Below are 12,773 nucleotides of genomic sequence, written 5' to 3'. Positions count from 1 at the left end.
GTCACGTCCGCGCGGTCGCCCCGGAGGTGAAGGGTTCACCGGAGCGCAGGTGTTCCCTCAGCCACTGCTCGGTGCTGCTCACATGCAGCAGCGCGGCGGCCTGGCTGAGGGCGGCGTCACGGGCGGACAGGGCGTTGAAGATCGCCTCGTGCTCGGCGAGGGTGCGGCCCGCGGCCTTGTCGTCGACCAGACCCCGCCAGATACGGGCACGCAAGGTGCGGCCGGAGATCCCCTCCAGGAGGGCGAGGAGGGTCTCGTTGCCCGTGGCCAAGACGACGGCCCGGTGGAAGGCGGCGTCATGGGCGTTGAGCTGTTCCACGTCGTCGCGGGCCTCGCGCATCGCGTCCAGGTGCCGCTTCACCTCGGCCAGCTGCTCAACGGAGATCCGGGTGGCGGCAAGCGCCGTGGCCATCGGTTCAAGGAGCCGCCGCACTTCCATCAAGTCCCGCAGCGCCACCGAGTCGCCCTGCAACAGCTCCACCGCACCGCCGAGACCCTCCAGCAGCAGGCTCGGCTGCAGGCTGGTCACATAGGTGCCGTCGCCGCGCCGGACTTCCAGGACCCGCGCGACGGCCAGGGCCTTGACCGCTTCGCGCGCGAGGTTGCGGGACAGTCCCAGCTGGGTGGCCAGATCCGGCTCCGGCGGCAGCTTCGACCCCGGCGGCAGCACACCGGTCCGGATCAGCTCACGGATCTGCTCGATGGCCTTGTCCGTCAGAGACACCGCGCACCCCTCCCCCACCTCGCACCCTCGAGCACGTCCGACCCGATCAGCCCCTGAGCGCTCAGATCTTGCCAGAGCCCGTCGGGGACGTGTTGATCATGGAGTGTCACGTTCCGTACGACCTGTCCGGGGTCCGCATGCCGAGGGTGACGTTGATGATACTGGGATGCGAGGACAGGCCGCGGCCGTAGTGCGGTGCGGTGTCGAAGTACCGAAGGCCGGCGTCCCAGGCCGCGTCGACGGCGGCTGTCGCGTCGTCGGCCGGGGTGACGCGGTAGAGGTTGCCGATCACCGATGCCCCGAAGCCGGGCTCGGTGAGGGAGCCGGACGTGTTCCAGATCTTCCGCTGGTGCAAGACGTGCTCCTGGGATACGGGCGAGGGGGCGCCGGTCAGCGTCTGACGTGGGCCGAGGCGCCCGCGACGAGGGCCTCGACCTCGGCGAGCGAGGCCATGGAGACGTCTCCGGGGGTGGTCATGGTGAGCGCGCCGTGGGCGGTGCCGTAGGCCAGGGCCTGCTCCAGGCCGGCGCCGGTGAGCAGTCCGTGGATCAGGCCGGCGGCGAATCCGTCGCCGGAGCCGATGCGGTCCAGCACCTGCAGGCCGGGCATCCGTGGGCCGGTGACGAAGCCGGTCTCGGCGGACCAGGCGGCCGAGGACCAGTCGTTGACGCCGGCCGACGGTACGTGGCGCAGGGTCGTCGCCAGTACCTTCGCCTCCGGCAGCAGGCCGGCCACCCCGGCGAGCGCGTCCGCCACCTCTGCGTCCCCGATGCGCGTCTGTCCCGGGTACGTCCCGGCCAGGCCGAGGGCGACCACCACGACGTCGGCGTGCCGGGCGAGCCGCAGGTCGACCTCGCGGGCCGCCTCGGCGCCGCCCCGGCCGGCCCACAGGCTGGGGCGGTAGTTGGGGTCGTAGGAGACGGTGACGCCGTGGCGGCGGGCCGCGGCCATGGCCTCGTCCGCGACGTCCACAGTGGTGTCGGACAGGCCGGCGAAGATGCCGCCGGTGTGGAACCAGCGCACCCCGGCCGAGAACACCGCATCCCAGTCGACATCCCCCTCGCGCAGCTGGGACACGGCGGTGTGCGCGCGGTCGCTGACTCCCAGCGCGCCGCGGATGCCGTAGCCACGTTCGACGAAGTTCAGGCCGTTGCGGGCGATGCGGCCGATGCCGTCGTCAGGTACCCAGCGGATCAGGGAGGTGTCGACGCCGCCCTGGAGGATCAGGTCCTCCACCAGCCGGCCCACCGCGTTGTCGGCGAGCGCGGTCACGACCGCCGTGCGTCGGCCGAAGCATCGCCGCAGTCCGCGGACGACGTTGTACTCGCCGCCCCCCTCCCACACCTGGAAGGTCCGGGCGGTGCGGATGCGCCCCTCGCCCGGGTCGAAGCGCAGCATCACCTCGCCGAGGGCGATCACCTCTGGGCCGGTCATGCCGTACTCCTTTCGACGGCCTCGGCGGTCAGTCGTCGGACCTCGTCGTACCTCCCGCGTTCCAGGTGGCCGGCGGCGGCCATCCAACTGCCGCCGACGGCGAGCACCGCCGGGTGGGCGAGGTAACCGGGCAGCTGGGCAGGCCCGATGCCGCCGGTCGGGATGAAGCGCACCTGGGGGAAAGGAGCCGCCAGGGCCTTGAGCGTGCTGGTTCCGCCGAGCGGTTCGGCGGGGAACAGTTTCACCGTGTCGAGGCCTGCCTTCAGAGCACGCATCAGCTCGGTGGCGGTCGCCACGCCCGGTACGACGGCGACGTTCAACTCACGGCATCTCCGGACTACCTTCGCGTCGAAGCCGGGTGACACGACGAACCGGGCCCCGGCCCGCACCGCACGCTCCGCCTGCCGCGGAGTGAGGACGGTACCGGCGCCGACGGCCAGGCCCCCGTGGGCGGCCATCTCCTTGAGCACCAGCTCGGCGTCCGGTGTGCGGAAGGTGACCTCCGCGCACCGGGCGCCGCCCGCGGTGAGCGCGTCGGCCAGCGGGCCGGCGGTGGCCGGGTCGGGCACGGTCAGCACCGGCATGATCCGGGCGCCGGCCAGCACGGAGGCCAGGTCGGCGCCGCTCACCGGCCCAGCCATCCGCCGTCGACCGGAAGGATCGTGCCGTGGACGTAGGCGGCCGCGTCAGAGGCGAGGAACACGGTGGCGCCCGCGAGGTCGTCGGCGCTGCCCCACCGCGCGGCCGGGATGCGGTCCAGGATCGCCTTGCTGCGCACCGGGTCGTCCTGGAGGGCCTGGGTGTTGTCGGTGGCGATGTAGCCCGGGGCGATGGCGTTGACGTTGACGCCGTGCGGCGCCCACTCGTTGGCCAGCGCCTTGGTGAGACCGGCGATGCCGTGTTTGGCGGCGGTGTAGCCGGGGACGGTGATACCGCCCTGGAAGCTGAGGAGGGAGGCTGTGAAGATGACCTTCCCCCGGCCGCGGGCCACCATCGACGCGCCGACGGCCCGGGTCAGCGCGAACTGAGCGTTGAGGTTGACCTGGAGGACCAACTCCCAGTCCGTGTCGGCATGTTCGGCCGCCGGTGCGCGGCGGATGGTGCCCGCGTTGTTGACCAGGATGTCCACCGGACGCTCCCGCCCGGCGAGGTCCGCGCCCAGTGCCCGGACAGCCTCCGGTTCGGCGAAGTCGGTGCGGATCGCTTCGAAGGTGCGGCCGGCGGCGAGGACGTCCTTCTCCACCGCACTGCCGGACTCCTCCAGCGAGGCGCTCACGCCGATGACGTCGGCCCCGGCCTCGGCGAGCGCGCGGGCCATGGCCCGGCCGATCCCGCGCCGGGCGCCGGTGACGACAGCGAGCTTTCCGGTGAGGTCGAAGGAGGTCATACGGCGGCTCCCTGAGCGTCGTCGGTGCAGTCCACGAGGATCTTCATCACGTCGCCGCCGCCCTCCAGGGCCTCGAAGGCGGCGGGTGCCTGCGTGAGCGGCACGACCTTGCTGATCAGCCGCTCAGCCGGGATGGTGCCGTCGGCGACCAGGGTCACCGCCTTCTCGAAGTCGGAGCGGTCGTACAAACGGGCGCCCACGAGCGTGAGTTCGCGCCAGAAGAAGCGATGCAGGTTCACCTCGCGGGGCCGGGAGTGGATGGCCACGAGACACAGGCGGCCCCGCACGCCCAGCACGTCGACCGCCGTGTCCACGCCGCCCGCGGCGCCGGACACCTCGAAGGCGACGTCCGCCCCCGCGTGCGCGGTCCACTGCTCCACGAGCCGCGGCACGTCGACGTCGGCCGGGTTCCACGCCGTGAGCCCCAACTCCTCGGCGAGCAGCCGGCGGTGGGCGCTCGGCTCCACCACCCGGACCTCGGCGCCCGCGGCTCGCGCGACCAGCGCGATGAGGACGCCCACGGGGCCGCCACCGACCACGACCACCTTCTCGCCCTCGGCGACCTGGGCCCGGCCCACGTCGTGCACGGCGACCGCCGTCGGCTCGACGAGCGCGGCACGGTCGAGGGGAAGGGAGTCGGGCAGGCGGAGGAGCGTCGAGGCGGGCACGGTCCAGCGCTGCTGCATCGCGCCCGGCGAGTCGATGCCGATGAAGTCGAGGTGCTGGCAGATGTGCTGGTGGCCGTTGCGGCAGGCCGGGCAGGTGTCGTCCCAGCGCAGCGGCATCACGGTGACCGCGTCACCCTGATGCCAGCCCTCCACGCCCGGGCCGACCCGCACGATCCGGCCGGCCATCTCGTGTCCCAGAACGGCGGGCGCGGCCACCCGGGCGTCCATGTCGCCGTGGAAGATGTGCAGGTCGGTGCCGCAGATGCCGACGTACGCGGGAGCCAGCTCCACCTCACCCGGTCCGGGAGAGGAAGGCTCCGCGGCAGCCGTGTCGAGGGTGCGGGCGGAGATGTAACGGACGGCGAGTGTCATCGTGTCGTCAGGGTCCCTTCAGCGCGGACGCCGATGGTCAGCAGCAGGTTGGCGTAGGTACGGGTGTCGGCGGTGACGATCGCCAGCGCCAGGTCGGGCGAGCGGGCGGCGTCGTAGAACTCGAAACGGCCGAGCGTGCCGACCGGGACGGGCGCCAGCATCGAGCGGTACTCGGCGATGGCGGGTGGCTCCGGTTCGCCCTCGGGCGGCACCATGACGTGGGCCGCCTCCACGGGCAGGGCGCGCAGCAGGACGTCGAGCACGGTGGTGACGTCCAGCAGGCCGGGCGCCAGGTTGAGGTGGACGGTCCTGGCGCGCTCGCCGGTGGCGGTGCTCGCCGGGTAGTGGCCGTCGGCGAGCAGCACGCGTGCGCCGTGGCCGGCTCCGGCCAGGGATTCGAGGATGCCGGGGTGCAGAAGTTCGGTCAGGAGCACGAGGTGTCCTCGTCCTTCTTGTCGGGGCGGTCTGTGAAAGGCGGTCGCCGTAGCGGAGAGCGCTGCCTGGCGCTCGCCGACGAACAGCCGGCCGGCACCTCGCGGGCGTGCGGCCCGTCTCCGGGACCTACCTGCGGTGCGCAGCCGGGGGTCAGGCCGGACGAGGCCGGTACTCGCCGGCCTCCGCCATGCGAGGAGCAAGCGCGCGACCGCCGGAGGGCGTCGACGCCGCAGGTGCGCCGGCCGGGCGCGTGACAGGACTCGCCCCGCCGGTGGTGCGACGGCCCAGGTCCCCCGCGTGAGGGGCGTCGGCCAGGGGCGTCAGACACGGGTGGCCCAGACGGGGCCGTCGGGGTAGGCGTACTCCTTGAGGGACTCGGGGTGCATCTGCGCGCTCAGTCCGGGCAGGGTCGGCGCAAGGTAGTGGCCGTCGGCGATGCGGACAGGGTCGACGAAGTGCTCGTGCAGGTGGTCGACGTACTCGATGACCCGGTCCTCGGTGGTGCCGGACACGGCGACGTAGTCGAACATCGACAGGTGCTGGACCATCTCGCACAGGCCCACGCCGCCCGCGTGCGGGCACACCGGCACGCCGAACTTGGCGGCGAGCAGCAGGATCGCGATGTTCTCGTTGACGCCGCCGACCCGGGCGGAGTCGATCTGCACGATGTCCACCGCCCCGGCCTGCAACAGCTGCTTGAAGACGACCCGGTTGGCGATGTGCTCTCCGGTGGCGACTTTGATGGGGGCCACGGCCCTGCGGACGGCGGCGTGGCCGAGGATGTCGTCGGGGGATGTGGGCTCCTCGATCCAATAGGGCTCGTAAGGGGCCAGGGCGCTCATCCAGTCGATCGCGGGCTGCACGTCCCATCTCTGGTTGGCGTCCACCGCGATGCGGATGCCGTCGCCGACCGTCTCGCGGGCGGTGCGCATGCGCCGTACGTCGTCCTTCAGGGATGCTCCGACCTTCAGCTTGATCTGGGTGAAGCCGTCGGCGACGGCCTCGCGGGCCAGGCGGGCCAGTTTCTCGTCGGAGTAGCCGAGCCATCCGGGGGTGGTGGTGTAGGCGGGGTAACCGCCCTCCAGCAGACGGTTGATGCGTTCCTCACGGCCCGGTTCGGCGCGCTTGAGGAGGTCCAGCGCCTCCTCGGGGGTGAGGGCATCGCTGAGCCAGCGGAAGTCGATCTGGGCGACCAGGTCTTCGGGCGACATGTCACCGAGGAAGCGCCACACGGGCTTGCCGGCACGCTTGGCGGCCAGGTCCCAGGCGGCGTTGACGACCGCTCCGGTGGCCATGTGAATGGCGCCCTTCTCCGGTCCCAGCCAGCGCAGTTGGGGGTCGTGGACCAGGGAGCGGGAGAACGCGCCGAGGTCGGCGCAGACCGCGTCGACCGAGAGGCCGACCACGTGCGGGGCGAGGGCGGCGATGGCGGCGGCCTGAACGTCGTTGCCGCGGCCGGTGGTGAAGGCCAGGGCATGGCCCTCGAGTCCGTCGCCGGCGTCGGTGCGCAGGACGACGTAGGCGGCGGAGTAGTCGGGTTCGGGGTTCATCGCGTCCGACCCGTCCAGGTGCTCGGACGTCGGGAACCGCACGTCCAGCACGTCCAGGGCGGTGATACGGGCAGTGGTCGGCATGGCGGCAACTCCTGTGCGGGCAGGGGCGATACGACCCCTGATGACGAGATGTGGGCGGCGGAGGAGGCCGGTCGGCCCGCCGCGATGCGCAAGATGGCCGGGGGCACACCACCCACTAAAGATAGGATGTATTTATAGAGCCCTGTACGGCTCGTCGTCCAGACCGCAAAGAAAGACCCAGGTCAAATCGTTCTCCGGCAAGCAGGCTACGGACCCTCTTCAGGAAGCATCCCATCAATCTCGGCTATCCGGTAGGTCGAACTCGCCACGGACGTCGGTAAGACATGGCATGTCTGGCAGGCATCAAAGATGTACATAACTTGGCAAATTGGGGCAGATCACATGAGCGCAAGGCGCTTTTCATCCCTGCACACTGGTTGACATCCCAGGGAGACATGGCGGACCTTCATGCGTAACACGCGGCGCCCCATGCACAGCAGCCACGCCGACTCGTGGTCGCTCGCATTCCTCTGTCCCCCTTCCGCACCCGGGATGTGCCCATGTCGAGTCCGATCAACAGACGCCACTTCCTGGCCGGGGCCACCTGTGTGGCCGCGGCGGCCGTTGCCGGCGGTGTGTTCGGCGCCGGTGTCGCCCACGCGGCACCCAGCACGTACACGCCCGACTGGAACTCGGTCGACCAGCACCCGCCGGCTCCGGAGTGGTTCCAGGACGCGAAGTTCGGGATCTACTTCCACTGGGGCGTCTTCAGCGTCCCGGCCTACGGCAACGAGTGGTACCCGCGCACCATGTACCGGGCCGGCGACAGCGTCAACCAGCACCACATCGCGACCTACGGCCAGCCGTCGGCGTGGCCGTACCACAACTTCATCAACGGCGCTCAGGACCTGGCGGGCAACTTAGTGAAGTTCGCGCCTGGGCTGAAGTCGGCCGGCGGGAAGTTCGACCCCGACGAGTGGGCGCAGCTCTTCGTCGATGCCGGTGCCAGGTTCGCCGGCCCGGTCGCCGAGCACCATGACGGCTTCTCCATGTGGGACAGCCAGGTCAACGAGTGGAACTCGGTCAAGAAGGGCCCAGGCCTTGACCTGCTGAAGCTCTTCACCACGGCCATCCGCGCCAAGGGCCTCAAGCTGCTGGTGGCCATGCACCACGCGTACAACTTCACCGGCTTCTACGAATACGCCCCCGCCCAGACCGACCCCGGCCTCAAGAAGCTCTACGGCCAGCTGGGCTCGTCCGCGGAGAACCAGCTCTGGTACGACAAGCTCAAGGAGGTCATCGACCGCGCCCAGCCCGACATCCTGTGGCAGGACTTCAACCTTGACGCCGTCGACGAGCAACAGCGCCTGAACTTCCTGGCGTACTACTACAACCAGGCCGACAGCTGGGGCCGCGAGGTCGTCGCCACGTACAAGGACGGCATGCACGGCAAGGGCGAGGTTTTCGACTACGAGCGCGGCGGCCCTGCCGACCTCACCACCCCGTACTGGCTGACCGACGACAGCATCTCCAGCAGCAGCTGGTGCTACACGCAGGGCATCGGCTACTACACGTTCCAGCAGATGCTGCACTCGTTCATCGACCGGGTCAGCAAGAACGGCAACATGCTGCTGAACATCGCGCCGATGGCCGACGGCACCATCCCCCAGGCCCAGAAGGACATCCTGCTCGGCATCGGTGACCACCTGAAGCGCTTCGGCGAGTCGATCTACGCGACCCGCGCCTGGACGGCGTACGGCGAGGGCCCGACGAAGATGGGCGGCGGCTCGTTCACCACCCCGCACGCCGGCACGGCGCAGGACATCCGCTTCACCCGCAACAAGGCGAACAACATCCTGTACGCCACCGTCCTGGGCTGGCCCGGCAGCTCCCTGACGATCAAAACCCTCGGCTCGGACCGGATCAACCTCTCGTCGCTGACCTCGGTGAACCTCCTCGGCTCCACCGCCGGCACCTACATCGACCTGCCCATGCCGACGCAGAGCTCCTCCGGCCTCACGGTCACCCTGCCCTCTTCGGCGCCGTACAGTGCGGGCGCCTACGTCCTGAAGCTCACCTTCTCCGGCAGCGTTCCGGGGCTGAGGCCGCAGGCCGGCGCCATCGCCTTCAAGGACGTCGACTACACCGGTGACCACGCCACGTTCACCCTCGGCGACTACACCGCCGCCGACCTGACCGCGGCCGGACTGGGCGCACGCACGCTCTCCTCTCTCCGGCCGGCCCCCGGCTACCAGGTGATCGGCTACTCCGGAGACAACTTCACCGGCACCTCCTGGATCTTCACCGCCGACAACCCCGACCTCAGGAACACCGGCAACAACGACCAGATCACCTCGCTGAAGGTCCAGTTCGACCCTGCGACGTACTTCCGGATCACCAACGTCACCGACGGCCTCGCCCTGGACAGCGGTGGCAACGTCACCTCCGGGTCCAACCTCAAGCAGTGGACATGGGACACCAGCGCCAACCTGCAATGGCGCGCGGAGCCGGTAGGAGGCGGCTACTACCGGCTGGTCAACCGGACGAACGGCATGGTCGCCGACGGCTGGGGCGCCACCGACAACGGCTCCGCCGCCAGACAGGCCCCGTGGAGCAACAACAACAATCAGCACTGGACGATCACCCACCGCGGCGACGGGCGTTACTCGATCGCCAACCGCACCACCGGCCTGGTCCTCGACGGCGGCGGCAACGTCCCCTCGGGCTCCGTCACGAAGCAGTGGACGTACGGCAGCAGCACCAACCTGCTGTGGACCTTCACGGCGCTCTGAGGACCAGCGAGTCCCGTCCGGGAACCATGCCTGACAGAACGTCAGCGCATCACCGTCCGACTCTCCTTCTCCGAGGAAGCGACATGACGGCACGCGGTATCACCGACCGCCTGGGCGGTCTCGCCTTCGGCGGCGACTACAACCCCGAACAGTGGGACGAGCCGGTCTGGAAGGAGGACTGCGCGCTCATGCGCCGGGCCAGGGTCAACCTGGCCACGCTCGGCGTCTTCTCCTGGGCCCTGCTCGAACCGGAGGAGGGTCACTACGACTTCACCCGGCTCGACGCCCACATCGAACGCCTGCACGCAGGCGGCGTGGCCGTCGACCTGGCCACCCCGACTGCCTCCCCGCCGCCGTGGTTCACCCTGGCCCACCCCGACGCGCTGCCGGTCGCCCCGGACGGCACCCGTCTCATCCACGGCAGTCGCGACACGTACTGCCTCGCCGCTCCCGCCTACCGCAGCGCGGCCCGCCGCATCGCCTCCGCGCTGGCCGAACGGTACGGCGACCACCCCGCCCTCGCGCTGTGGCACGTCCACAACGAGTACGGCACGCTCTGCTGGTGCGACCACACGGCCGCGGCCTTCCGGGTGTGGCTACGCGCCCGCCACGGCTCACTCGACGCCCTCAACGAGGCCTGGGGCACGGCCTTCTGGAGCCAGCGCTACACCTCCTGGGAGCAGGTGCTGCCGCCGCGTGCCACGCAATGGCACAAGAACCCCGGCCAGGCACTGGACTTCCACCGCTTCTGGTCCGACCAGATCATCGCCGCCTACCGCGAACAGCGCGACGCGATCCGCGCCCACAGCGACCGGCCCGTGACGACCAACCTGATGCTCCCCGCCTACCAGAACGTGGACCTATGGGCCTTCGCCCGCGAACTCGACGTCGTCGCCTCGGACCAGTATCCGAGCGCCCCCGGCCTGGACGCCGCCGCCGACGCCGCCTTCCATGCCGACCGCACCCGCTCCCTGGCCGGCAAACGCCCCTGGCTGCTGATGGAACAGGGCACCAGCACCGTCTACGACGGCGACCAGATCCTCGCCAAGGAGCCCGGCGAGATCCTGCGCCACACCCTCGCCCACATCGCCCGCGGTTCCGAGGGCGCCCTGTTCTTCCAGTGGCGGCAGTCCCGGGCCGGCGCCGAGACCTGGCACTCGGCGATGGTCCCGCACGCGGGCCCCGACAGCCGTATCTTCCGCGAGGTGACGCAGACCGGGGAAGCAGTCGCCCGGCTGGGCGAGCTGGCGGGATCGACGGTCACCGCGTCCGTGGCCGTGCTCGACGACCCGGACGCCTGGTGGGCGCTCGGCGTGGACGGTCTGCCCTCCTCCCGCCTCGACTACCACGCGGCACTCGGCCGGGCGCACCGCGCGCTGTGGGACGCGCATGCCACCGTCGACTTCGCGCACTCCGGACAGGAGTTGAGCCGCTATCGGCTGGTCATCGCCCCGGCCCTGTTCCTGCTGTCCGACGCGGGCGCGGAGAACCTGCGCCGTTATGTCGCCGGCGGGGGGACGCTCCTCGTCCAGCACGCGAGCGGATACGTCGACGACCGCATGCACGCCCGGCTCGGCGGCTATCCCGCCGCCCCGCTGCGCGAGGCACTGGGCATCCGCGTCGACGAGTACCGGCCGTTGCGGACGGACCAACGGATCACCCTGTCCGACGGCTCGCACGGCACCGTCTGGAGCGAGTCCCTGGCTTGCCAGGGAGCGCAGACGCTCGCCGCCTACACCCACGGCATGCTCACGGGCAGCCCGGCACTGACCCGGCACCTCTTCGGCACCGGACAGGGCTGGTACCTCTCCACCCGCCTGGATGACGCCGACTACGGCTCCCTGATCGGCCGGCTGCTGAAGGAGACCGGCATCGAGCCGGAAATGCCAGGTCAGCCGCCCGGCGTCGAGGCCGTCACCCGGCACGCCGCCGACGGCCGCCGCTGGCACTTCCTGATCAACCACCGCGCCGACGCGGTTCCCCTGCCGGACCCCGCCCACGACCTGCTCACCGGTGCCCTCGCGCACGAGATCCCGCCCGGCAGCTGCGTGGTACTGCGCCGACCGTGACGTCCGAGCTGCTGTAGTCCGAGCTGCGACACGTCCTCACCACGGCCGAGCGCCAGGGGCTGCCCCCGCCACTCTGGCACCTCAGGCCGCGGGCCCGTCGTGCGAGCGCCGATGCCTCCCTCCTCTCGCCGGGGTATCCGGTCGCCCGGGCCGCGGGGACGACACGACACGGCGACTCCCGCTCGCGGCCTCCCGCACGGCGGCCGCACCCATCCGTACGGCTGCCGCGAGCCCCGGACGCGGCGTCGGCGGAGGTGCCACCCCCCACCAGTGGAATCCGAAGGCCAGCCGGTGGGCACCTCGTACCGGCCGAGGCTTCTCGTACATGTCCCGGCAGCGGCCGGATGCGTCGCCGCGCGCCGCGCGGTGTGGCCGACGGGGCTGCCAACCGCTCACCCGGCATCCGGCACATGGTCCGACTTGCTTCGCTTGACACGACCCCCTTATCGGTAACAGTGTAGCCATTATGAGTACCTGGTCTGACCCACAACCCGATTCGCGGTTCATCACGGTGGGCGGTCTGCGGATCCACTACAAACGCGCCGGGCAGGGCCCGGCACTCGTCCTGCTGCACGGCAGCGCTTCGTCTCTTCAGCACTTCGACCGTGCGGCGGGCCTGCTGTCCGAGTCGTTCGACGTCATCCGCCCCGACCTGCCGGGGTTCGGCCTGACCGGCCCCCGCGAGGACCGCGACTACCGCATCCCGGCCTACGCCGCGACCGTGGCGGGCTTCCTGGAGGCACTGGGAGTGCCGCACTACGCGGTCGCCGGCAACTCACTGGGCGGCAACATCGCCTGGAACCTCGCTCTTGACCACCCGGAGCGGCTGACCGGCCTGGTGCTGGTCAACGCCACCGGGTACCCGGAGAAGGAGATACCGGCAGGCATGCGCCTGACGCGCAACCCGCTGCTGCGCCCTGTGTTGCGGCGGGTGATGCCGCGCGGCGCCATCGAGCGCAACCTGCGCGCGAACGTCGGCCCCCAATCCACCGTCGTGGACGACGCCATGGTGGACCGCGCCCACCAGCTCATGAACCGGCCCGGGAACCGCTCTGCCTTCGTCGACTTCTGCAACACCGACCAGCCCGACCGCAGCGCGCAGATCCCCCACATCGCGGCGCCCACGCTCGTGCTGCGCAGCGCCGGCATCGAGGGCCAGCACTTCACCCGCGACATCCCCGGCGCCGTGGAGCTGGTGCACCCCGACGGCGGACACCTGCTGCCGGAAGAGGAACCGCAGTGGGTCGCCGACGCGATCGCGAAGTTCCTCCGCTCCTGCGCCGACACCCCCACGCTCTGAGGCCGAGGAGGCCCGTTC

The 12,773-nt window shown here is 70.8% G+C and carries 10 protein-coding genes and 1 pseudogene; 3 read left to right on the top strand and 8 right to left on the bottom strand.

The window, feature by feature from the left end; genetic code table 11:
• Position 1: 1 nt before the first annotated feature.
• The 8 genes and pseudogenes from AB0I06_RS07955 to AB0I06_RS07920 form a co-directional block, all read right to left on the bottom strand.
• The gene (locus AB0I06_RS07955; protein ID WP_363117900.1) at positions 2 to 724 is read right to left on the bottom strand and encodes a FadR/GntR family transcriptional regulator; all 723 of its coding nucleotides are present in this window, start codon (positions 722 to 724) and stop codon (positions 2 to 4) included.
• Between the two features lie 172 nt (positions 725 to 896).
• Positions 897 to 1,079: pseudogene (locus AB0I06_RS07950) on the bottom strand (aldo/keto reductase); the annotation flags it as partial.
• 35 nt (positions 1,080 to 1,114) lie between these two features.
• A complete protein-coding gene (locus AB0I06_RS07945) occupies positions 1,115 to 2,158 on the bottom strand; it encodes a sugar kinase (RefSeq protein ID WP_363117898.1) in 1,044 nt (347 codons plus the stop codon).
• Positions 2,155 to 2,787, bottom strand: coding sequence for a bifunctional 4-hydroxy-2-oxoglutarate aldolase/2-dehydro-3-deoxy-phosphogluconate aldolase (gene eda / locus AB0I06_RS07940; protein ID WP_363117897.1), 633 nt, complete (start codon positions 2,785 to 2,787; stop codon positions 2,155 to 2,157). The genes AB0I06_RS07945 and eda overlap by 4 nt, the downstream gene beginning before the upstream one ends.
• Positions 2,784 to 3,545: an SDR family NAD(P)-dependent oxidoreductase gene (locus AB0I06_RS07935; RefSeq protein ID WP_363117896.1), complete on the bottom strand. Its 762-nt coding sequence runs from the start codon at positions 3,543 to 3,545 to the stop codon at positions 2,784 to 2,786. The genes eda and AB0I06_RS07935 overlap by 4 nt, the downstream gene beginning before the upstream one ends.
• A complete protein-coding gene (locus AB0I06_RS07930; RefSeq protein ID WP_363117895.1) occupies positions 3,542 to 4,585 on the bottom strand; it encodes an alcohol dehydrogenase catalytic domain-containing protein in 1,044 nt (347 codons plus the stop codon). Before AB0I06_RS07930 ends, AB0I06_RS07935 begins: the two co-directional genes overlap by 4 nt.
• The gene (locus tag AB0I06_RS07925; RefSeq protein WP_363117894.1) at positions 4,582 to 5,019 is read right to left on the bottom strand and encodes an RbsD/FucU domain-containing protein; all 438 of its coding nucleotides are present in this window, start codon (positions 5,017 to 5,019) and stop codon (positions 4,582 to 4,584) included. Before AB0I06_RS07925 ends, AB0I06_RS07930 begins: the two co-directional genes overlap by 4 nt.
• 321 nt (positions 5,020 to 5,340) lie before the next feature.
• Positions 5,341 to 6,654 (bottom strand): L-fuconate dehydratase, encoded by a 1,314-nt coding sequence (locus AB0I06_RS07920; protein ID WP_363117893.1) that lies wholly within the window; start codon positions 6,652 to 6,654, stop codon positions 5,341 to 5,343.
• A 500-nt stretch (positions 6,655 to 7,154) separates the two neighbouring features.
• On the opposite strand from AB0I06_RS07920, the gene AB0I06_RS07915 reads away from it, so the two are divergent.
• The 3 genes from AB0I06_RS07915 to AB0I06_RS07905 all read left to right on the top strand — a co-directional run bounded on the left by AB0I06_RS07915 (position 7,155) and on the right by AB0I06_RS07905 (position 12,755).
• Positions 7,155 to 9,386 carry an alpha-L-fucosidase gene (locus tag AB0I06_RS07915; protein ID WP_363117892.1) on the top strand — a complete coding sequence of 744 codons (2,232 nt, stop codon included), beginning with the start codon at positions 7,155 to 7,157 and terminating at the stop codon, positions 9,384 to 9,386.
• A gap of 83 nt (positions 9,387 to 9,469) precedes the next feature.
• Positions 9,470 to 11,455: a beta-galactosidase gene (locus AB0I06_RS07910; protein WP_363117891.1), complete on the top strand. Its 1,986-nt coding sequence runs from the start codon at positions 9,470 to 9,472 to the stop codon at positions 11,453 to 11,455.
• Positions 11,456 to 11,921: 466 nt separating this feature from the next.
• A complete protein-coding gene (locus AB0I06_RS07905; RefSeq protein WP_363117890.1) occupies positions 11,922 to 12,755 on the top strand; it encodes an alpha/beta hydrolase in 834 nt (277 codons plus the stop codon).
• Positions 12,756 to 12,773: the final 18 nt, after the last annotated feature.

The sequence above is a fragment of the Streptomyces sp. NPDC050674 genome (assembly GCF_040654575.1).
GTDB lineage: Bacteria > Actinomycetota > Actinomycetes > Streptomycetales > Streptomycetaceae > Streptomyces.
Note: the sequence above shows the minus strand (reverse complement) of the source record. Positions and strands in the feature narration are given on the sequence as shown.

What these genes read in the sequence shown, in the direction of transcription:
- AB0I06_RS07945 (WP_363117898.1), bottom strand. Translation starts at nt 2,158, where the DNA reads ATGACCGGCCCAGAGGTGATCGCCCTCGGCGAGGTGATGCTGCGCTTC.
- AB0I06_RS07935 (WP_363117896.1), bottom strand. Translation starts at nt 3,545, where the DNA reads ATGACCTCCTTCGACCTCACCGGAAAGCTCGCTGTCGTCACCGGCGCC.
- AB0I06_RS07930 (WP_363117895.1), bottom strand. Translation starts at nt 4,585, where the DNA reads ATGACACTCGCCGTCCGTTACATCTCCGCCCGCACCCTCGACACGGCT.
- AB0I06_RS07920 (WP_363117893.1), bottom strand. Translation starts at nt 6,654, where the DNA reads ATGCCGACCACTGCCCGTATCACCGCCCTGGACGTGCTGGACGTGCGG.
- AB0I06_RS07915 (WP_363117892.1), top strand. Translation starts at nt 7,155, where the DNA reads ATGTCGAGTCCGATCAACAGACGCCACTTCCTGGCCGGGGCCACCTGT.
- AB0I06_RS07910 (WP_363117891.1), top strand. Translation starts at nt 9,470, where the DNA reads ATGACGGCACGCGGTATCACCGACCGCCTGGGCGGTCTCGCCTTCGGC.
- AB0I06_RS07905 (WP_363117890.1), top strand. Translation starts at nt 11,922, where the DNA reads ATGAGTACCTGGTCTGACCCACAACCCGATTCGCGGTTCATCACGGTG.